This window comes from Patescibacteria group bacterium (assembly GCA_035549555.1).
Lineage (GTDB): Bacteria > Patescibacteriota > Microgenomatia > UBA8517 > UBA8517 > Co84-156.
On the sequence record DASZQR010000010.1, the window covers coordinates 440,259 to 462,419 of the forward strand.

Here is a 22,161-nt window from a genome sequence, read left to right on the forward strand (position 1 = left end):
CCCAATACCGACTTGATGCAGGTTTGGAATACACAAAATATCTCTGCCTTTTTAGAAAAAGCAAAACCGAAGGATATAAAATCTGTTTAGATTTGTTTAATATCAGAAGATTCTCAGTTAAAAACGGTTCGCACGCTCAGGAAGGCTGGAAAGCTATAATTGACACCTTACTTCCATATACAGATGAAATTCACCTCGGAGTGGGCAGATCAGACTTTGAAGGTGCTTTTGATTCAATGGCAGAATTAATAGATTTATATACTGGTGATAATAAAACAAATATTGTAACCATTCTCAAATATATAGCCACACTAGAGAAAACATCAGAAACAAAAATTCCAGTGGTAACAGAAATTCCTGCAGATAGCATTATGAAAGTTTTAGGAAAAAAAGGTATCATTGCAACACCCTCAAAATTAATTGAAGCCCACGCAAAAATTGTCAAAAGTATAAAAAATATTGTGAATTCTTAGTTGCTAATCCAATTTTTCCAGTTTGCATCATCGTAATAATGAAGAATTTTGAGTCTATAAAAAACCGCAGCAGTATCTTGCAACATCTTAAAAACAGTTGTCCATTTCACGTTGCTTGTCTTTTTGTCAAATTTTACTTCTATTGGTGCTTCATAAATCCTATCAAACCCTAAATATTTGGCGACAGCAAGCATCTCAATATCCATTGCATAGCGCTTCACCAAAAGCCTCGGCAAAATTGCATCAACAACATCTTTCTTAAATATTTTTAAACCGGATTGTGTATCTGTAAGCGGAAGACCAAATAAAATCTTAACTCCACCATGATACCCAACGCTTAAAATTCTTCTTACAAATGGATAATTAACCATCGAAACAGGATGTCTTTTGCTGCCAACAATAATATCAGCAGAATACCATTCCATGTGTGAAATAAGCATCATTATTCCCTTTGGTGAAATGTCTCGCCCGGCATCCAAAAATGAAATCAAATCACCTTTCGCCATTCCCATTCCCATTCGCACAGCATGGCCCTTCCCTTGATTTTTTTCATAGCCTAAAACCTTAATTTTTTTTGATTTAACCTTTTTAGCGTTTTCATAAGTTTTATCTAAAAACCCGTCGACCACACAAATAATCTCATAATCAAAATTAACAGGAAGGCCATCATTCAAAGTTTTATCTATATTTTCAAGATCATCTTTTATTGTTTTTTCCTGTTTATAAGCAGGTACCACAAGCGATAAAAAATTAAGTTCTTTTTTTTGCATATTCAAAGCGATTGTAAACCAAATAAGAAAATAAAATCAAAAACATAACTAACATTAGCGAAAATGAAATCTGAATCACAGTTAGTAAACTTGAATGAAACATGCAAATTAAAACGATTTGCAATGTTGCAAAAACTAACGGCAAAATAACCAGTTTTGTTTTATCAATCGAAAGAAAAAAATTCATCATAAAAAAAGAAACTGTATAAAAACATATAAAAAGTCCCATCCAGATTAAATCATAAACTGGAATCAGATTACTACCACTTCCAAAAAACCCAATTATGAAATGTGGGAAAAGCGCATATACAGCAACGATTCCTAATGACATAAAAATTGTGATCAAAAGCGAAATCAAAAGTAATTCAAAATATCGTTCTCCTTTTGAATGTTTTCCAGCAACAATAGGAAACATTACACCTGCAATTGGGCTAGCTGCAAAATAAATTATTTTTCCAAGTATTGAAAGAGTTGCATATATTCCGGCATCCAAATCGCTAAAAAAATGTTTGACCAAAACAACATCCATTGTAAAAAAAGAAGTAAATGCAAACGAAAAAATGAGTACCGGCAAAGAGTATTTCAGGAATTTTTTGAAATCAAATTTGCCCTTAGCTTTAACATTTTTTAAAAAACCTTTTGCCAGATAATAAGAATATAAATAAGCAAGCAGTGTTCCACAAAAAACACCGGCAACCGCACCAAAAACTTTCCAGCCAATAAATACAAAAATAATTCCAAAAATAAGTTTGCTGGCGCTGGATAATATATTTGGTCCCACATTTCCCCAAAAATTTAAAACTCCCTGCAATAAAGATTGATTAGTAACAGTAATTAAACTAAAAAAGACGACCGGAGCGATAATCAGAACATTTGTTAAATGCACATGTAAAAAATCTGCTAAAAAAGGTGACAAAATTAAGACAAAAATCCCCAAAACAAGAGACACTTTAACAATAACTTCGTTTATTTTTTTATAAATAAAAACCGACTCGCTACGATTTTTGCTTGATGAGATAAACTTAATTATCGAAGGGCTTGCCGAAATAGGAACAATAGTTGCTATATAAAAAATAGCAAAAATACTCGAAAGTTCACCATAACCTACCAGGCCAAGATTCCTTTTCATAATTACCTGATAAAGATAGTTGATAACATTAGCAAACATATTTCCACCAATCATTAAAATGCTTCCTGAAAAAAGCGGATGTTTCAAAATCTTTTTAAAATTTATCATGAAACCCAGTATCCTCTCCAAAAAAATGACTCTGCAATAACAAATAAAACAATCATAACAAAAAACAAAACATATGTGTAAATCTTAGGAAGTTTGGCTAAATAAACTCCAACAAGAATAAAAACAGGAAATATAACTAAAATATATCTTGGCATTGAAGAAAAACTTCCAGCCAAAGTTGGAATAATAAAAGCAACTGCAGCATAAAGCGAATACGAAAGTCTAAGTTTGAAAACTCCAAAAATAATAAGTGCTAAAAATAAAATTGCAAAACTAAATTCCAAATAAGTTGTAAAAACATTTGGAAAATAAAGGTAAGAAACATGTGGAAAAATTTCAAAAATATATCTATAAATTACTTGTGGCAAAATTACCAAACTTGAAGATCTCTGTTGTCCAAAAATAGAGACCTGATGCACAAAGATAAGTGGGTCGTGAGTTTCCTTCAATAAAAAATACATATAATAAAGAAGCCCAATTGGAGAAATAATTAATATTTCTAAGAATTCTAAATAATTGTGTCTTCTTTCAAAAAACCATTCGACAAAAATAACTGGAAGTAGAAAAATACCAATAACTCTTGTTGCTGACGCTAATGCTACAAAGAAAGCTGCAACTAAATAATTTTTCTTCCGCGCAAAATAAAACGATAAGATAGCAAGCAAAAAAAACAAGCTCTCTGTATATATATTTCCAAAATAAAAAGATGTCGGGAAAAGTAAAAGCAAAAGCATTACAGGTTTTGCAATTTTATCTGAGTAATCAATCTTTACTAATTTGTATAAAAAAAATAATGAAATTAAGAAAAATAAATTTGAAATTATAATTCCAGTCCAAGCAAAATTAATTAAACTCTTACTAATTGTTAAAAATCTAATTAGTAACGGAAAAAGAGGAAAGAAAAAGTATTCAAGAGGTTGATAACCGTTTTGAGCAATTGATAAATAATGTTCGCCATCAAAATTTCCATGACCCCAGAAAATTGGATTGGAAATATAGTTAGAATATCCACCGCCAAAATAATTTTGGCTAAAAAGTGGAAGATATTTAATAGAAAAGATTGCTACTACTAAAATAAAAACTCTCCAAACCAGAAAAGAAGAAATTATAAATAATATTTCAGATCGTTTCATAAACAGAAAGAGTTGCTCTTGCACATTTTTCCCAACTAAACTTTTTTAGTCGGTTTCTTCCTTTTTTAATCAACTCATCCTGAAGTTTTTTATCTTTAAAAACTTCTAACAATTTTTCTGCTATATCATCCGGATTTTTTGGGTCAAAATAGACACATGAATTATCGCCTACTTCAACTAAAGCTTGAGTTCTACTCGCAACAACTGGAACATTTCTCTCAAACGCCTCCAAAATAGGAAGTCCAAATCCTTCATAAAAAGAGGGCTGACAATAAAGCGTCGCTTTTTTAAATACATCATCCAGATCTTCAACAAATCCTAATCGAATAATATCTGGGTCATTTTTATATAATCTCAAGAATTCTCTCCAAGGTTTATTTTCAATATTGTCATCTACATTCTCATTAACAGCCTGCTTTCCAACGATAACTAATTTGAGTTTTGCAATTTTAATAGCCTTTGCGAGATTTAATAAATTTTTATTAAAATTAACATCCCCTACATATAAAACAAAATCCTTTGGTAAATTCAATTTTTGTTCTGATTTAGTTTTCATTTTTGTTTGTGGCGCAAGATATGTCACAAAAATTTTTTCTGGATTAATATTCAAAAATCTAACAATATCTTTTTTTGAAGTTTCCGAAATTGTAATTATTGAATCCACATTTCTTAAATTAAATTTTTGAATTAAAAATTTTAGTTGCCCTTTAATTCCAGGTGGATAGTTTTCAGGATAAATTAACCTAATTAAATCATGTATTGTAACAATAACTTTTTTAGATGGCTTAACAAACGGAAGTGTCAAAGCATGTGGAATAAAATATGGGTAATGAATAACATCATATTTACTTAAATCTGCATTTTTAAAATCCACCGCTTCAATTTGAAAATCTTTGTTCTGTAATTTTTCCAATTCCTTTAATAATTCTTTTGTATGAAATCCAATTCCTCGAATTGCATCTCCTCCAGTTAGTGGTCCACTGTCAATCGCTACCCTCATAAATTATCTCCAGTCCAATATTTAAAATAGGCAATTGGAAAATGCCAAGCAGAAAACATACTCCACAAAAACCCTCTTATCCCATCCTCATATCCTTTATGGCGAAGCCACAAAGTTGAAAACTTTATGACGAAATTGTAAAAAGAATAGTAAGCCAAATAGAGTAAATTTTTAGGTGCATGTTTTTCTTTTAATTCTTCTGCATGCAAATCTGTATAACGATTTAACCTCATTACATATTTATTCAAAGTTGGAGAATCATTATGAAGCATATCATTAAAAAGCCAAGAAACTCTCCCATCAATTTGCATTATGTCATGAACAGACTTTAATCCAAAATGAGCCTTACCTTTTCTTACTAATCTAATCGCAGGATCTGGATAAACTCCGGCATGTATTAATGGCTTACCGAGGAATAAATTTACTCTAGGAATAAAAAATGCGGCAATTTCGCCGTTCATTACATCAACTGAACCATCTCTTTGTTCAAGTATACGTTGATGTCTCAAAAATAATTTAGCTTTTTTACTATTTTTAGGATCATTAAATTTTGCTTCAGTTTTTTCATCTAACTCCAAATTATCAGCTTTAATTATCTTTTCTATTTCTTCGCGAAGTTCAGAAGTTATTATTTCATCAGCATCAAGCTGCAAAATCCATTCTCCTTTTGCATAATCTAAAGCTTTTTGCTTTGTTATATGAAATATTTCATGGTGAGGCTCTTCATAAACTCGTGCTTTAAATTTTTTGGCAATTTCAACAGTTTTATCAGTCGAATGTTCATCAACAATTACAATCTCATCTGCAATTGCCTTTATAGATTCTAAGCAATTAGCCAAGTTTGCCTCTTCATTTCTGACAGCAAGTACAACACTTAATTTCATTTTATCCATATTAATTAGCTACCACTCTAAAATACAAAAATCCATTTGTTCCATAAACATCTTTTACAATATTTGCTTCTTTTGGAATTTCGTCAGCTGTTCCTGCAATCAAACTATTTGGATTTTCTGTTTTTGCTTTTTCAAAATCAATACTTGCAAAATAATATTTATCAAAATGGTTAACTGTCGAAAATCCATATTGGTCCTTTGGCCCAAGTGTGCTTTGTGGTTGAAACTTTGCCGGCGGATATTTCATATAGAATAAAAATAAAATATACGGCTGATCATATCGGTCTGTGACTAATATTTTAGAGTATTTATCCTGACTTTGCTCTATATAACTCACAAGTTCTTTCACTCCATACTGAGATGAGTAAGGATATTCTTTACTCATGTGGTTCCAATACATCTGTTCATATCTTGCAAATCCCCAAATCACAAGTGCGAATATAAATAAAATACTAATCTTAAATAAGATTTTATTTTGCAGTAATTTGTACAAGTAAATACCTAAGCCAATAGCGCCTTGAGCGCTGATAATTACTAGTGGTATTACAATATTTTCAGCCCGAAGCGCAGACGGTGCCTGAAAAGTAAGAGCAGAAGCAATCGGCCCAACAATAATCCACATAACTAGAATCTGTGTTTCCTTTTTCTTTAAAGTTCGCAAGATAATTACTCCACCAATTGTTAAAAAAACAATATCAGTTAAATAAAATTCTCCAGTTTCAGGAACTTTATTACGCGTCACTGAATCTCCGGAAAGGAATAAAAATTCGCCGTGGAAATGACTCATCCAGTTTTCTGCAAAAGCAAGAGTATAATTTACAACTTTATTATGTAACGCCTTGACAATAAAACTATTACTGTCTGCTCCATGTTCTCCTCGTTGTTCTTCAACACGGCTTCTGGGCCCTGGGTCTGCAAAAAGTCCAACTCCTGCAGCTCTATTTAAAACTCCTCCATGTGTAAAATCTAAAAGAAGAGGCAAAAGTAAAACAATTCCCAAAACAATCACAGTCATCACATGTGATAAATTTTTCCAAATTTGTTTCCAATAAATAACTACCAAACCAATTCCAACAAGCGGCGTCACAACTCTTGTTGCCTGATAACAGTACATTGATAAAACAAAAAGAATTATACTTAAAATTAATTGCCAGAGTTTTCTTTGATTACCATTAAAATATTTAAGCCAAAATAAAACTCCAGCGGTTATCAAAAATGTTGCAACATTTACTTCCCAACCGCCTCTTGAAAACTGAATATGCCACGGAGAAATCGACAGAAAGAAAGCAGAAACTAGAGCTACACCATCTCTTTTAAATAATTCTTTCACTAGTAAATAAATTAAATAAACAGAAATTACTCCAACAAAAGCTCCAGGAATCCTTACTGCCCATTCGTTAAGTCCCAATATCTTGACAAAAGGCATTATTAAATAAACATAAAGCCCAGGTTTATAATCATTAAATGATTGAAAATCAATTGGCCAACTGTTTCCATGTTGATCTTTTCCTGTAAGAAGTAATGAATACGCATCATATCCATTGGATGCTTCATCAGCATTAAGCGCTGGATAATTGTTTAGTTGCCAAAATCTAAGTACAAAAGCTAAAACAATAATTGCAACTAAAATTAAATTTTTGTATTTTTTAATCATTTCACTCCCAAAAGCCTCCAAGCAGTTTGTCCATTTAAATATTTTATCTCATCAATTAAAGTAAATTCTTTTGGATCATTGGAGTCCAGTGGCGGAATTACAGAAATATCTCCAACAACTAAATCTCCATGATCTCCACGGTCCCGCGACCAATCAATTGCACAAAAACAAATATTATCCATATGATCCACATGCCCAACATCAGCTCCAGCATCCTGTATAAGTTTTGCCTGCTTTTGCCATTTTGCAGGATTATATTTATTATAAAAAAGAAAATAAATATACGGCTGATCATATGATTGCTGAATAATTACCTGTTTGTAGTTGTTTTGAATTGCTGTAACATCCGATACCATTTGTTTATATCCATATTCCCAATATTGCGAATTATGTGCAGGTTGATGTACAAAATAAGCATCCAAAAAATAAATATAAGTTGCAATATAAATCGGAATTAACAAAAATAAAAATACTTTTCTTAAATTATTAATCGCAAAATAAATTCCAAAAGTAATAATTATTACAAACGGTATTGCAAGATTTAAAGAACGAAGCGCGTGCACTTGATCGCGGGAAAGTATTGATGGGAGTGGTGCAAGTATTAACCATAAAACTATAAATATAGTTTCTTTTTGTACTTTGTTTTTCAGAAACGCAATTGCCCCAATCGCGAGAAACATTATATCTCCAACAACCAGTACTCCCTGGTTTGGGGGAGTATGCCTTGGGTTTGCCCAATCCCCTTCAAAAAACAAGAATCGTCCGGAAAAATGATTGAAAAATCTTCCTAAAATTCCTCTAGCAAAATTAAGCGGCTCATTATAAAAAAGATCATAAGTTATACTCCCCTTCTTAACATTTGCCTCACTCAAAAACGCTTGCAAATAATCTGCCGGGCGCGGGTATGAAAATACACTGAAAACTGCAAGCCTTCCGCTTTGGCCATTAAACAAACTTAAAATTACAGGTAACGAAATAATGAGCCCTAAAATAAAAGCTATAGTTAAATACTTAAATTTTAATTTTAAAACTTGTTTCCAATATAAGATTCCCAAAATAAACAAAACTATTGCAGTCGATAATTTTGCTCCCTGATAATCTATTAGAGTTAATGCAAAAAATATCGCAGATACGATAAAATATTTTTGATTTTTATTTAACGCTTTTAAGAAAAAATAAATCCCAGCAAGTGTTAGTGTTAAACAAACATTTACTTCCCAAGCTCCTCTTGAAAAATAAATAAGCCAGGGATTGGTTGCAGCAACAACCAAAGAAATAAAAGCAAGTCTCTTATCTTTAAACAATTCTTCAGTAATTAAATAAACCAAATAGACGGTAAAAATTCCTGCGACTACAGATGGCAATCTTGCAGAGGTTTCGTTGAGTCCCAAAGTCGCAACAAAAGGAATATCTAAATATACATAAAGCCCGGGTTTGTAATCCCCAAACGATTTAAAAATAATTGGCAAAAAAGTTCCATATTCGTCTTTGCCAGTTTTTAAAATTGAATAAGCATTATAACTAAGTGCGGCCTCATCAGGAGTTAATCCCGGAGGGTTTGTATTAATTTTATAAAGCCTCAAAAACAAAGCAGTGGCTAAAACAACAATAATCAAAACCCATTTTTTAGGCATATTTAAGTATATTCTATCTGCTATAATTTTTCATATGATAAGTGGAAAACTAATAACTCTTTATTGGATTATTTTTCTTCTATATTGGAAATTAAGCGCACAAAATGTAAAACCAACCAAAGAAATGAAACAATCTTTCACAAAAGGTTGGCTCTGGGCAGGAAGAATATTTTTTATCGCACTTTTTATAATTAGTTTTTCAGGAGCTATCCCCTTTTTATCCAATGAATTATTTTTAGTATCCAATTCTTTTATTTTTGCGAGTTCCGTTACTGTCTTTATTGGTCTAGTAATTGCAATCATTGCAAGAAATACTTTATCCAAAAACTGGAGCGGCAATATTGAAATAAAAAAGAATCACGAACTCATAACTTCAGGGGTTTATGGAATTATTAGAAATCCAATTTATACAGGAATTATTACGATGTGTACTGGAACTTTTCTTGCAGCAAGAAATTTAGCAAGCTTATTGTTTTTAATATTTATGACAATCTTTTGTATTTATAAACTAAAAGAAGAAGAAAAATTATTACAAAAACATTTCCCAAAAACGTATCCAAGTTACAAGAAAAAAGTTAAATCTTTAATTCCTTTTATGTATTAGAATATATCTCAAAAGCAGTCTTCCCATCCAAGAATTTTATAGTATCAATTAATTTCCAGTTCCCAGGATGATTGTTTGGTGTTGTTATCAGTAGACATCTCTGACTTGAACAATCAGTAACATGTTTGCTTTCAGTTATAAATTGATTTTTATTTGCAAATTGCGTAACTTGCCAATCATTTACAAACCAGAATTTATCAAAATGATCCACCCAATACCAATTTGATTGATAAAAAGTAATTTTATTTGGATCACTTAAATATTTTTGCGGATCATATTGTAAATAAAATAAGAAAAATTCATGAGGCTCTCCGTAAGCTTTTGTAGTAATAATCTGATCATAATTATGATAATTTGCTTTTACATAATCTACTGCCTGTTCGTATCCATATTGCCAAGCCCAAGAATAATTTGTCCGATAGCTATTTGCATAAATATTTAAATAATTCTCAAGGGAAAAAAGTAAAACTATAATAAAACCAAAACTTAAAATAAACTCATACTTCTTAAATTTATTAATAAATTCATAAAACCCAATTGCAATTAATATTTCAGGAATTGGAAGCATTGTTGTCGCTCTAATTACTGCTGATGCATCGACTGTAATTGCAGCAGGAATTGGTGCTAAAAGAAGCCACAAAAGTAAAAACAAATAATCTCTATTTCTAAAAGCACGAACTATTAGAATAAAAAATCCAAAATACAAAAACGGCAATGTAACAAGATAAAGTATTCCTTGATTTGGAACGCTAAATTGATATTGAGTTCCCCCATTAGTAAATAAAAATTGTGGAGAGAAATAATTAACATAGTTTTTTGCAAATGTAACTGTAAAATATGTAACTTTGTTATAAATTAATTTTCGAAAAGGAGAAGTAGAAGAATTTCTTAAATTATTTATATTATTCACAGCTCCTTGATCAATAATAAAAACAACACCGCTACGAGCCCTCGCCGACGGACTAAGCAAGATAAAAGGAAGTGGTAAGAAAAAAATCATAAATAATAAACAAGAAATCAGAATTTCTCGCTTTTTAAAAATGTTTTTTAAATGATTTATAAATTCTTCCTTATAAATAAATAACAAAATAACAATCAATATTGGAGTGAAAATTCTAGTTGAATGATAAGAATAAAGTGTGAGACCTAAACACAAATGAGTAAAAACAATAAACCATTTATTCTTTTCTCGATTAAAGAAAAACGATAATGCAGTTATCAAAAAAAATACGGACAAGTTAGATTGGAAAACAGCACGCGATGGAAATAAAAACCATGGATCTATTGCTGTTAAAAAAGCTGCAAGTAATGATATTTTTTTATTTTTAGATATTCCTTCAGCCAAAAAATAAACCGAAACAATTGTCAGTGTTCCGAGTAACGCCTGCGGTAAGCGAATTGAAGTCTGGGAAAGTCCAAAAACAATTTCAAAAGGAATAGTTAAGTAAAGATTAAGAGGAAGTGGGTAATCTCCATAGGCTCTAAAATTTGCAATCGGAAATAGTTGTCCCCATTGGTCTTTTCCTGTCTTCAAAATAGAATAAGCATTATATCCGTGAGAAATTTCATCCCAATTAAGAGCAGGAGGCATTTGATTTAAAGATGTAAATCTCAAAAATGCTCCAAACAAAACAATTATTATTAAAAACTTAATGTTAAGAATCTTTGCTAACATATTTAAATTTTACAAATAAAATTATCCAAACCAAAATTGCAAATAAACTTGTATAATTTCCAATCGTTCTCGTTGATGTATTACCAAATACTGCTCCTTCTGATGAAATAAGCCCATTCTTGTCAGGTTTATAATTCCAACCTGGAAAGTAATTAATATACTTTCCATCAGAGATTTTATCAGGAAACTTATGTCCAAAATTAGGCCAATAATCAGGAAGTGAAGAAAACTGTTCTTCATTCCAAAAAGATCCAGTCAAATAATAACTATCTCCTTTAGAGTACCAAATATCAGGTTTAAAAAAACTAAAATTCAATAAAATTGTTACTACTACGACAATAATCACAGACAAAAATTGTAACCTTACAATTTCAAATTGCTTAATTATTAAGCCGCTCGCAAGTGCAAATGAAAAAGTTGCTGTAGACAAGAATCTCCAAGGAAACTGAATATATTTCATAAACGGTAAAATGTTCCAGATAAAGGTCGATTTATTATGTGTCATAAATAATGCAAAAATTCCTATTAAAACCAAAACAGTAAAAACTAAATTATCTTTTGTAAACTTTGTTTTTTGTTTTATTAAGATAATTACTCCAGTAATTGCTGGTACAATCCATTGTATTTGTCCAACAGACAATGAAAGTCCGTCGTTTGGTCCCCAGGTAGACCCTCCATATCCCCAAAATCTAGAAATAAACAATTGATAGATCGTGACAAAATTTGCTCTCCAATCATAAATTCCGGTAGTTGTTGCATTAAGATTTATAAACTTACTTTCAGTCGCAACCGGTAACAAATAAAATGCTGATAAAATTCCACTAAAAATTCCAGCAATAAACAAATAAATAAATGGTTTAATCTTTCTAATTTGCAAAAATCTAAATATTATCCAAACAATCAAAAATGGTGCAAATAAAATTACTGATAAATTATGAGTAATAATTAAAAATGAAAACAATAAACTAAAAATTAACAAATCTTTTGTTCTATTTTTTTCTAAATAATTTTCGATTTCCAAAATAATAAGAGGGAAAAATACAAAGGCAAAAGCTTCAGGAAGCGCCCCTCGCACCCAAACATCAACTGCTCGATAAGGAGCATATAGATATATTATTGAAGAAACTAATGCTGACAAATTATTTCCCCAAATTTTTTTGGCTAAAAAAAACATTCCAATTCCAGAGAGAACTAATGACAAAATGAAAGTAATTTTTATTGAATCTATAAACGAAAATGTCAGTTTATGTATAATCTCTCCTGCCACATATACAAATTGTCCATAAAAATTAAACAGCGGTTCTCCAAATCCAGCCCCACTATCAGGTGCCCATCTGCAAGGAATTTGCAAAGATTGTATGCATTTATCAAATTCTATAAGTCTAAAAATATGAAAATCCTGGGTCGAAAACATTCCGAAACGAAGCATTTGATAAAAAGTTGGAATAAATAAGATTATAAGAAGTAGAATTATAATAGAATTTCTCTTTAGAAGTTTATTCATTAAAAATATAATATGCTGGTTTTAAATTTGGATAATTTATTTGCAAAGTTGGTTTACTGTCAGCTGGAAAGTCATTTGGTTTGCCAATCAAAATTGTATTTTGTAAATTTTTATCAACATTATAATTAATATCTCTAAAAGTATAATTTGCCAATTTGTAACTTCCTTGTTGGTCCACCCAGCCATTAATTAATTGCCAATTCTTAGAAAACTGTTGGTAAATCCTTGGGTCCATTTTTGTATAAAACGCAAAGTAAATTTGCGGTTCAGAAATATCCTTTGCAACCATTATTTGTTTTGCGTTTGTACTTTTCAAATTGTTTACAATTTGCGATGTACCATAAATCATGTCAGATGCCTGATTGACAGTTTGTCCAATCCAATATTTTTCAAACACATAAATAAAGTTAATCAAAAACAAAATAGTCATTCCATAAATAAAATAATTTTTCCATTTTTTATTCTTCAAATTTTCATAAATATAAAAGCCACCAATTGCTAAAACTATCTGGATGGCCGGCATTACAAATTCAGATCTATTTGCCGCATATCCAGGACCTTTAGTTAATGCAGCTGGAATTGGAGATATTAAAATCCAAAATAATAAAAATAAAATTTCCTTTTTCTGCCCTTCTTTGAAAAAGCTCCAAACAAATCCAGTTAAAAATAATACTTCTACAAAATACAAAACCCCAATTCCAGGAACCATACCATATGTTCCTTCCGCAGGCCCATTTGTAAATAAAAATTGTGGTGAAAAATAAGATAAATAATTTTTTACAAATTGGATAGAAACATAAATCGGTTTATTGTAAAAAACTTTTGAAATTATAGATGGTTCTCCAACAACTTGAGCAAAATATCTATCATCTGCAAAATTAATATCCGCAATTGAAGAACTCGCAACTCTACTTCCACCAATTAAAAAACCAGCCGCAGCAACAAATAAAACTATATTAGACAAAACTAAGCTAATATTGAATATCTTTTTGTCTTTTAATTCGTTTTTATAAATAAAAAGTAAGGAGAAAAATATTAATGGAGTTAAAATTCTAGCAGTATGATAAGTAAAAATATTAACTAAAAAAACTAAAAACGATAATAACAAATATCGTCTATTCTTTAAAGATTTTAAGAAAAACAAAATTCCAAGTGGCAGAAAAAACGTTGTCAAATTTGCTTCAAAAGCACCTCGCGAGAGCATAATACTCCACGGAGATATTGCAAATAAAAGAGCAGAAAGCAATGATAATCTTTTATCTTTAAAAATTTCTTCAACAAGTAAATAAACAACAAGGATTGCTAGCGTTCCCAAAATCGCATTTGGAAGCCTGACAGCAAACTCATTAAGGCCAAAAACTGCAACACTTGGAATTGTTAAATAAACATAAGCTGGTAATTTGTCGTCTCCAAAAGACTTAAAAACCAAAGGTAAAGTATTCCCCCACTGATCTTTACCAGTTTTTAAAATTGAATAGGCATCATATCCAAAAGAAGCCTCATCAGGAGTAAACCCAGCAGGGTGATTAGAAATCCCAATAACGCGAAACAAAAATCCCAATAAAAATATTACAACTAAAAACCATTTCCACATTAATTAATTATAAATGAAATTTACAAGCTTCGCTTATACGTAAACAAACACTCCAATAAAAATAATTAAATTAACAGCACTCAATATAGTTGGCAATTGAGATGTCATCATAATATTTTGCAAAAAAGGAATTGATGGAACCCAAAAAAGATTATACATATTAAGTAAAAACACAAACGACAAAATCACATAAGGAATTATAAATTCAGGAATTAATCCAACCAAAATAGTTGCAATCGGAAAAAGTGGATATAGATATCTCTCGTGAATTCTTGTAAAGAACAAAAATGAAATTAAAGCACTGATTGCAAGCATTATTAAAATCGTTTTTTCTTTTAATAAACTTTTTCTCTTTTTATAAATTAAAATAATTCCCAAAATTAAACTTATTAAATATCCAATTACATGGGCCGTAACACCAAAATATTTAGTATTATCTAAAATTTTTCCTGGATTTACTAAATACCATAAATTAAATGCATTTGCAGTTAAGTACCCAATTTCGCCAGGAAAAAATCTTTGTGTATATAAATTAAGTAACCAAATTGGCAAATTAATTTCTGGGTGAAACCATATAGAAACAATTACTGTAAATATTCCAGAAATTATAATTGCTTTCATCCAATCGTTAATTTTATGTTTCTGCAAAATCCAAACAACTATTAATACTGGCAAAAATATTGTCAAAGATCCTTTAAATAAAATAGAAATTACAAAAAACAAAACTGATTTAACCAAATCTTTTTTGAATAAATAAAAAATAGAAATAAGTCCGAATAAATTTACAACCGAGTCAGTTTGCCCCCAAATTGCAGAGTTATAAAAACTAATTGGATTAAAAAGCCAAAGACAAGTCAAATATATTTTTTTTGTAAATTTGTAAATTAGAAAACCGATTCCCAAATCAGCAAAAATTCCAGGAAGTTTAAGTAAAATGACATTTCCATTTTGTTGCCAAAACCATATGAAAGCTGATGGGAAAAATCCAAAATGATTATTTAAATACCAGCTTAAATTATAAATTGTTTGATATATAAAAGACGTAAATCCAAAAAGTAAAATGTACAATGGCGGCTGATTGGGAATGGAATATGCAAAGCCTTTTCTTTCGTAAAACCCATTTAGACCTTTTAATGCCATCTGCCCCCAGGATAAGTTGTTATACAAATCTCCATGAAATGCTACAGAGATAAGTACCAACCTAATTATTAAAGCAAGTAAAAATATCAAGCTCAGCTTTTTAATCATATCTCTGATAAAATTGTATCACTAATGCTACGAAAAATTGGTATCTTTTTAATTTTAATTACTTGGCCACTCTTCTTATTTGTAAATAATACTTTCAAAGATTTTACTCATTATTTACTACCTCTTGATCCAAAATTCGCAATTTTGCCTCTTTTATTTGTATTAATATATTTCCAATTCAAAAAACCGAAACTACTTTTGATTTCTTTAATCCCTTTAATAATATTTTTTAGACCATTTTTCGGTCAGTCAATTTTTACTTTTGATTACCAAAGTCAGCAGAAGATTTTACAAGAACAAAAATTATATCCAAATATTTTTACAGCAAGATTATTCCAAAACAAACTACAAATTCCAGTCACAAAATTTGAAAATAACTTTTTTGCATTAATCGACCCAAATAATTATTTTTTTGGTTTCGCGCCAAGGCAAATATCATTAGACAATCAAAATCTAAAAAAATTTCCGTTTCTTTCATTGCTATTTTTATTAGTGGGATTATATTTCATAAAAAATTTTAAACACAAAAAAATACTACTCTCATTTTTATTTGCTGCAATTATTAATCTTAGTTTAGTAACAAATTTCGATAGAAACGATTTTATTTTATGGCTACCATTATCAATAATAATTATTTATGGATTAAGTGTTTTTGATAAAAATTTTAAATATGCAAAATATTACCAAATTATTTTCATTGTATTTGCCTGTTTTGAAATAACACGAATTATCTTACTTAAATGATAAAGAAATATTTACCATTCTTAATTTTTAGTCTCGCAATTTTACTTGCGTTTATTACAAGATTTTATTTATTAGGAAAAGCACCAGCAGGGCTTTATCTTGATGAGGCAGGTCAAGGCTACTCGGCATATTCTATTTTAAAAACAGGCAAAGATGAATTTGGCAGATCTTTTCCGATAGTTTTTAGAAGTTTCACAGATTTTAAAACTCCAGTTTATATATATTTAATAGTTCCATTAATCCCAATTTTTGGTTTAACAACTTTTACTGTCCGTTTTCCTTCCTTCTTTTTTAGTATGCTCACTTTTCCAGTTTTGTATTTGCTACTTGAAGAATTAATTCCACAAAAGGAAAAGAAAACTCATTTTTTGCTTTCATCAATTACTTGTTTGCTTTTAGCAATTTCTCCCTGGCACATTTTGTTTGGCCGCACCAATTTTGAATGCAATGTAGCATTATTTTTCTTTTTGACTGGCTGTTTATTTTTTTATCTTGCCATAGGCAAGACAAGCTCTGCTTACAAATCACATCGTCCCAAATTATTAATTTTATCAGCGCTTTTTTTCGCAATTGCGCTTCCTGCATATCATGCACAAAGAATCGTTACCCCTCTAATGATTTTAATTCTTATTATTCGTTTCAGAAAAACTTTGTTTTCTAAAAAATATTTTAAATATATAATAATTGCTGGAACTATTGGCTTCATTATTACCTTACCAACTTTATCCATCGCCACAACTCCTGGTTTTCTAGCAAGAGCGGGTGGTTTAAATATTTTTACTGTCAAAGAATCCGCAGGGTTTATTGAAAACTACAAAGGACCATTTGGCTTTATAATAAATTCCAAAATCTTTCTATCATTACAGGAATTTGGTTCTTTATATGTTTCTTATTTTTCTCCTCGAGAAATGTTTATTCTTGGTGATTCTGGCCCAAGGAGTTCTTTTCCAGAGCTTGCAACTTTTTTTGTCTGGCAATTTCCTTTTTATATTTATGGATTATATTTAATAGTAAAGAAAAAAGAATTAAAGGAACTAAGATTTTTTGTCATATCATTTTTATTAATCGCGCCAATCCCTGCTGCACTAACTCGAGATCCTTATTCAACAATCCGATCATTGCAAATGGTAATTCCATTAAATATTTTAATAGCACTAAGCATTGTAGAAATTTATAACAAAATAAGCAAAGCTTGCGGGACTTCGTCCGTGAAAAATAAAAATTATAAATTTATTTTTTGGCTAACTTTTATCTTTGTAATTATTTACTCTCTACTAAAATTATATAGTTCAGTAATTATCTTAAATGAACATTACAGAGGAGAAGATTGGGATTATGGATGGCAACAAGCAACAAATATCATCAAAACTTTTACATCGCAAAGCGATGGTTACTCTCAAAATTTACCAATAGTTGTAGATAATTCTCGAAACGAACCATATATTCAATTAGCATTTTTCTTAAAAGCAGATCCAGTAATTTATCAAAAAGAAAATTTCGAAGTACCATTAAACGAATATTATACAAATATGACAAGAAATAAAAACAAAATTATAGAAGTTCCAAATGGAAATAAAATAACAACTCGTCCGATTGATTGGCAACATGATTTATTAGTTAAACAATATCTAATTGGAGATGAACTTGCAATTTCCTTGCAACAAATCAAAGAACACAATTTAACTTTAATAAAACAAATAAACTATCCAGATGGAGATGTTGATTTAAGAATTGTAGAAACTAATCCAAAAACTCTTAAACACTAAATTTATCATCAAAAACACTAGGAGCTTTCACCACAATCATTTCAACACTTTCTTTAACCTCAAAATTACTCAAAATGGATTCCGGGTATACAATTAAGAATTCTCCTCTTACTAGCTCAACTTTTATTTTATTTACAACCATCGAACAACTGCCGTCAATAACTATATTAATTTCAACTCCGCCTTTATGATAATGGCCTTCAACATAACTATCTTCTGGTCCTAACTTTTTCCATGCAATTTCTACTTCATCTGTTTCCTGTAATGGAAATCCTTTATCATCCAAAAATCTCCCAACAAAATAACCTTTTACAGAATTATCTTTTATATTTCCTTTTACAAACTTATTTTTATTCCCCAATTTCATTTCCCAGTAAAAATGTAAAACGCAGGTTCTCCAGATGGATATGCAATTGCTTTTAGAAGTACTAAATCTTTCGGTACACGATTTGGTTCTTTTATAAAATCGACATTGCTTTCTTTTGCATCAGCAAGATATAAAGTTTGTGGACTAAGATCTTTACCAATGTTATAAATTCCAGAATCTTCTGGTGTTCCAAAATAAAACTTATCAATATGAGAAACTTTTCCAAAACCCTTTAATTCGACATCATTTCCAATTGGAAAATTCTTTTGCCAGTCTGCTGGCGGATAAGGATACCAAGCGGCAAAAAATATCCAAGGCGGTTCGTTCGCTGTCGAAATAACAACAGTTTTATAATTTTTTTGTAAATTTTTTACATCAGTTATCGCTTCTTGGTATCCAGCATGCCACCAAATCTCGCTATCCCAGGGATAATGCACGTAATAATTATGAATATACATTGCAAAACAAAGCAAAAAACCTCCTACATAAAAAATCAGAGCCAGTTTCTTGTAATTTCCTTTGAATAATTTAATGCCTTCAACAATTCCATAAGCAATTAAAAACGTTAATGGCGGCAAAATTAAAATAAGTCTTGTTGCATGATTTCCTCCGTCACGAGTTAATGCAGACGGAAGAACTCCAACAACTACCCAAAATCCAATTAACAGTTTTGCCTTTTTGTCTTTGTATAGCGCAAAAAATAAAACAATTCCTGCAATCATTGAAACTGCTTCAATTTTATAAAACTCCCCCATTCCAGTTGGCGACTGTCTCAAATTTGGATCTCCTTGGTTAAAGAAAAAATCAGCAGACAAAGTTTGTCCATAATGCTCTAGAACTTCTTTCCCCAAATATGTAAATTTATTTTCAAAAATCTTTGCAACAAAACTGCTTTCTCCCATCGCAAGATCTCGCTCTCTCAAAGTTCCGATATTTCCCTGCATTGTTGAATCACTAAAAACGCTGATATAATCAAATCTTTGTGGAGTTTTTAAAATTGAATAAGTAAGAGGCAATCCCATCAAAAGTCCTGCAATAATTGTATAAATAATATATTTTCGATTTAATTTAAAAATTTCTTTAAAATAAACAACAAATAAAAACACAAACAAAATCGGGATAAAAAGTTTTGCTGTACTATAAATCCAGGGACAAATAATAAAACAGATTACACTAATCCATAAATATTTCCCTTTGCCATTAATTGCCTTAAAGAAAAAGTAAAGTCCAATTATCAAAAAGAAAAGTAATTCTGTAACTTCAAAACCAGCTCTTGAATATTGTAAATCCCATGGAGAAAAAGTTAAGACTGCTGCAGCAACTAACGCTAGGTCTTCTCGTTTTGTTAATTCTTTAGTTAATAAATAAAGGGCCCAAATTCCCAGCAATCCAAAAATTACAGCCGGAAGTCTTACTCCAAGCGGAGAAATTCCAAAAATTGCAACTGTCGGCACAGCAGAATATAAATAAAGGGGCGTTCGATATTCAGCAATCGAATGAAATTGTAGAGGCCATGAGTTTCCATAATAATCTTTGCCAGTATGCAAGATTGAATATGCCTGATAACCCAAATCAAGTTCATCCCCAAAAAGACTTACAGGAACTTTATCTATTTGATAAATTCTTAAAATAAAAGCAATTATTAATACTCCAACTAAAATTAATTTTGAATTTTTAAATATTTTCATATTAATTCTAAAAGCTCTGGAAATTTATCTGTTTTCATATCCTCCAATGTAAAATGGCCTTTATCTTTAAATTCATGTATTTTCGCATTTATTAAGACTTTATTTATTATCTCAAATGATTTTAATATATCTTGATCATCGTCTTTAGAAAATAAAATATGAATTATATTTACACGATCGGTCATACCAAGATCTATATCAAAATTAAAAAAATCTTTTGACCATTTCTGGTTTGGATCTATCCAAGGTGCAACCAGAATTAACTTATCTATATATTTTTTATTTTCAGAAAGCCATCTAACTAAAAATCCTGCACCACAACTATGACCTATCAAAATAGAATTTTCATTTACGTCGAACTTCTCAAATACTTCTTTCCATTTTGAATAATCTAATTTCCAAGGCTCTAGCATTTCCGGAGTTTGGGTAAAAATATTTTTTATTAATAATTGTTTTTGCAGCCAAGGAAACCAATGAGAATTAGAAAGAGATGGATATTTTTCATTAAAATATTCTTCTTCGTCACAAACTCCATGAATAATTAGTGCATTTTTCATTTTCCTATCTTTTGTCCAATCCACATAATAAAAAACAAAATATAATATTTAACTAATCCATTATAAATTTTACTTGAAGGAATTAATCTTTTCCATTGCTGATCTTCATTAGCCAAACTTTTTCCGCTTGCACCTTTCAAATGAATTACTTCGGCATCAGGCAAATAGTAAACTTTAAGTCCGCTTTTCCAAATTTCCCTACAATAATCTAAATCCTCATAATAAAAAAAATATTTTTCATTTAATTTACCAACTTTCTCAAGTGCTTTTGGTGTAATTAAAAAGGCAGCACCAACAACTGCATCAACTTCAATTGGTTCATTAACTTTTGGAACATACAAACCAAATAGTCCTTTCTGGCCAAACCAAAATTCTTTTATTGCATTGACTATTGTTGGGAAATAAAAAACAGAATCTTGAACACTTCCGTCTTTATTTAAAAGTTTTGGAGCAATAACTCCGGCATCATCTTTTGTTTTTGCAAACTCTAGAAGTTTATCAATCGCATTTTTTTTAACAACAGTATCAGAGTTCAAAAGCAAAACATATTTCCCTTTTGCTTTATCAATTCCGATATTATTTGCCTTTGCAAACCCTTTATTATCAATACTGTTATCAATAACAATCACTTCATGTTTCACTTTTGTATTTTTTTTGATTGAGGCAACACAATCAGCAACCAATTTATCCGTTTTAAAATTAACAATAATTATGCTTAATTCCATTTTGCAAAAATTGCTTCATCACTAACCTTAGAATTTTTAAGTTCAATACTTCTTGATTTATGTAATTCCTTTCTTTTCGCCATTGCCATAAACACTATTCTTAAATATCCAGGATGCATAAATATTTTTTTCACCAAAGCAGTAAAATGTTTTCGTGATAAATTATTGCTCGTTATGTTTTTCCAGTTAAAAAGTAAATAATTTCTTTCGCGCATTCTCTTTACATAATTTTGATCCAATAATTTATAAGTTGATTCATGTTTATGTATCACATTGGTCTTTGAATCCCAGAGAATTTTATAACCTCTTTTTTGTGCTCTATAAGACAAGTCCAAATCTTCAAAATAAAATGGGAAAAGTTCTGAATCAAAACCATTAAGTTCGTCCCAAACATCTTTCCTAAAAACAGCGCTTCCTCCACTTGCCCAAAAACTTTCAAATACACCATTTCTTTCTGATTGACCTTCATGAATTATAAAACCATCTTTAAAAATTCCTTTTGCGTAGCCAAATCCTTTTTCATGTAAAGATACAGCAAAGACTTGATTATCTTCAAAATCTTTTTGAATAGTTTCCAAAAAATTTTTACCCACCACAACATCGCTATTCAACAAACAAACCAATTCTCTCTTTGCTTTTGTAACAGCATCGTTAACATTTGCTGCAAATCCGCCATTTTTTTCATGAGAAATTATTCTAACTTTTTTTTCATAATTTTTTTCTAAAAATTCGATGGAATCATCTGTTGAAGCATCATCAGAAATGATAATTTCTTTAATATTATTTTTCTTATTATTTTTAGCATCCAAAACAAAAGGTAAATTCTTAGAAAGCAATTCTTTTCCGTTAAAGTTTGGTATTACAATTGTAATATTCATTTATATACTTTTATTTA

The 22,161-nt window shown here is 30.1% G+C and carries 20 protein-coding genes; 4 read left to right on the forward strand and 16 right to left on the reverse strand.

The window, feature by feature from the left end; genetic code table 11:
- The first annotated feature begins 92 nt into the window (after positions 1–92).
- The gene (locus tag VG895_03150) at positions 93–473 is read left to right on the forward strand and encodes a hypothetical protein (GenBank protein HWA52022.1); all 381 of its coding nucleotides are present in this window, start codon (positions 93–95) and stop codon (positions 471–473) included.
- Here the strand turns inward: VG895_03150 and VG895_03155 are convergent.
- From VG895_03155 to VG895_03185, 7 genes are read right to left on the reverse strand one after another with little or no spacing between them, the layout of a single operon-like run.
- Positions 470–1,243, reverse strand: a complete 774-nt coding sequence (locus VG895_03155; protein HWA52023.1) for a glycosyltransferase — start codon at positions 1,241–1,243, stop codon at positions 470–472. The genes VG895_03150 and VG895_03155 overlap by 4 nt on opposite strands.
- On the reverse strand, positions 1,224–2,480 hold the full coding sequence (locus VG895_03160) for an oligosaccharide flippase family protein (protein HWA52024.1): 1,257 nt from the start codon (positions 2,478–2,480) through the stop codon (positions 1,224–1,226). The genes VG895_03155 and VG895_03160 overlap by 20 nt, the downstream gene beginning before the upstream one ends.
- Complete coding sequence (locus VG895_03165; protein ID HWA52025.1) at positions 2,477–3,613, reverse strand: mannosyltransferase family protein; 1,137 nt, start codon at positions 3,611–3,613, stop codon at positions 2,477–2,479. The genes VG895_03160 and VG895_03165 overlap by 4 nt, the downstream gene beginning before the upstream one ends.
- Positions 3,600–4,613: a glycosyltransferase family 1 protein gene (locus tag VG895_03170; GenBank protein ID HWA52026.1), complete on the reverse strand. Its 1,014-nt coding sequence runs from the start codon at positions 4,611–4,613 to the stop codon at positions 3,600–3,602. Before VG895_03170 ends, VG895_03165 begins: the two co-directional genes overlap by 14 nt.
- Positions 4,610–5,497 carry a glycosyltransferase family 2 protein gene (locus VG895_03175; protein HWA52027.1) on the reverse strand — a complete coding sequence of 296 codons (888 nt, stop codon included), beginning with the start codon at positions 5,495–5,497 and terminating at the stop codon, positions 4,610–4,612. Before VG895_03175 ends, VG895_03170 begins: the two co-directional genes overlap by 4 nt.
- Positions 5,498–5,507: 10 nt before the next feature.
- The gene (locus VG895_03180) at positions 5,508–7,160 is read right to left on the reverse strand and encodes a glycosyltransferase family 39 protein (GenBank protein ID HWA52028.1); all 1,653 of its coding nucleotides are present in this window, start codon (positions 7,158–7,160) and stop codon (positions 5,508–5,510) included.
- Positions 7,157–8,794, reverse strand: a complete 1,638-nt coding sequence (locus tag VG895_03185) for a glycosyltransferase family 39 protein (GenBank protein ID HWA52029.1) — start codon at positions 8,792–8,794, stop codon at positions 7,157–7,159. The genes VG895_03180 and VG895_03185 overlap by 4 nt, the downstream gene beginning before the upstream one ends.
- 34 nt (positions 8,795–8,828) lie before the next feature.
- Here VG895_03185 and VG895_03190 point away from each other — a divergent pair, with 34 nt between their 5' ends.
- Positions 8,829–9,398, forward strand: a complete 570-nt coding sequence (locus VG895_03190; GenBank protein HWA52030.1) for an isoprenylcysteine carboxylmethyltransferase family protein — start codon at positions 8,829–8,831, stop codon at positions 9,396–9,398.
- On the opposite strand, the gene VG895_03195 is transcribed toward VG895_03190, so the two are convergent.
- Genes VG895_03195 through VG895_03210 form a run of 4 tightly spaced genes read right to left on the reverse strand, consistent with a single transcriptional unit; the run spans position 9,388 to position 15,419 of the window.
- Positions 9,388–11,073, reverse strand: coding sequence for a glycosyltransferase family 39 protein (locus VG895_03195; GenBank protein HWA52031.1), 1,686 nt, complete (start codon positions 11,071–11,073; stop codon positions 9,388–9,390). The genes VG895_03190 and VG895_03195 overlap by 11 nt on opposite strands.
- On the reverse strand, positions 11,054–12,577 hold the full coding sequence (locus VG895_03200) for a 6-pyruvoyl-tetrahydropterin synthase-related protein (GenBank protein ID HWA52032.1): 1,524 nt from the start codon (positions 12,575–12,577) through the stop codon (positions 11,054–11,056). Before VG895_03200 ends, VG895_03195 begins: the two co-directional genes overlap by 20 nt.
- Positions 12,570–14,171 carry a glycosyltransferase family 39 protein gene (locus tag VG895_03205; protein ID HWA52033.1) on the reverse strand — a complete coding sequence of 534 codons (1,602 nt, stop codon included), beginning with the start codon at positions 14,169–14,171 and terminating at the stop codon, positions 12,570–12,572. The genes VG895_03200 and VG895_03205 overlap by 8 nt, the downstream gene beginning before the upstream one ends.
- Before the next feature lie 33 nt (positions 14,172–14,204).
- The gene (locus VG895_03210) at positions 14,205–15,419 is read right to left on the reverse strand and encodes a hypothetical protein (protein ID HWA52034.1); all 1,215 of its coding nucleotides are present in this window, start codon (positions 15,417–15,419) and stop codon (positions 14,205–14,207) included.
- A 24-nt stretch (positions 15,420–15,443) separates the two neighbouring features.
- Between VG895_03210 and VG895_03215 the strand changes: the two genes are divergently transcribed.
- Together VG895_03215 and VG895_03220 are read left to right on the forward strand one after the other, a co-directional pair.
- The gene (locus VG895_03215; GenBank protein HWA52035.1) at positions 15,444–16,163 is read left to right on the forward strand and encodes a hypothetical protein; all 720 of its coding nucleotides are present in this window, start codon (positions 15,444–15,446) and stop codon (positions 16,161–16,163) included.
- Complete coding sequence (locus tag VG895_03220; protein HWA52036.1) at positions 16,160–17,929, forward strand: glycosyltransferase family 39 protein; 1,770 nt, start codon at positions 16,160–16,162, stop codon at positions 17,927–17,929. Before VG895_03215 ends, VG895_03220 begins: the two co-directional genes overlap by 4 nt.
- Here the strand turns inward: VG895_03220 and VG895_03225 are convergent.
- Genes VG895_03225 through VG895_03245 form a run of 5 tightly spaced genes read right to left on the reverse strand, consistent with a single transcriptional unit; the run spans position 17,919 to position 22,144 of the window.
- Positions 17,919–18,296: a hypothetical protein gene (locus VG895_03225; GenBank protein ID HWA52037.1), complete on the reverse strand. Its 378-nt coding sequence runs from the start codon at positions 18,294–18,296 to the stop codon at positions 17,919–17,921. The genes VG895_03220 and VG895_03225 overlap by 11 nt on opposite strands.
- Positions 18,293–19,984: a glycosyltransferase family 39 protein gene (locus tag VG895_03230; GenBank protein HWA52038.1), complete on the reverse strand. Its 1,692-nt coding sequence runs from the start codon at positions 19,982–19,984 to the stop codon at positions 18,293–18,295. Before VG895_03230 ends, VG895_03225 begins: the two co-directional genes overlap by 4 nt.
- A complete protein-coding gene (locus VG895_03235) occupies positions 19,981–20,541 on the reverse strand; it encodes an alpha/beta hydrolase (GenBank protein ID HWA52039.1) in 561 nt (186 codons plus the stop codon). Before VG895_03235 ends, VG895_03230 begins: the two co-directional genes overlap by 4 nt.
- A complete protein-coding gene (locus tag VG895_03240; protein HWA52040.1) occupies positions 20,538–21,266 on the reverse strand; it encodes a glycosyltransferase family 2 protein in 729 nt (242 codons plus the stop codon). Before VG895_03240 ends, VG895_03235 begins: the two co-directional genes overlap by 4 nt.
- Positions 21,257–22,144, reverse strand: coding sequence for a glycosyltransferase family 2 protein (locus VG895_03245; protein HWA52041.1), 888 nt, complete (start codon positions 22,142–22,144; stop codon positions 21,257–21,259). Before VG895_03245 ends, VG895_03240 begins: the two co-directional genes overlap by 10 nt.
- Positions 22,145–22,161 lie beyond the last annotated feature (17 nt).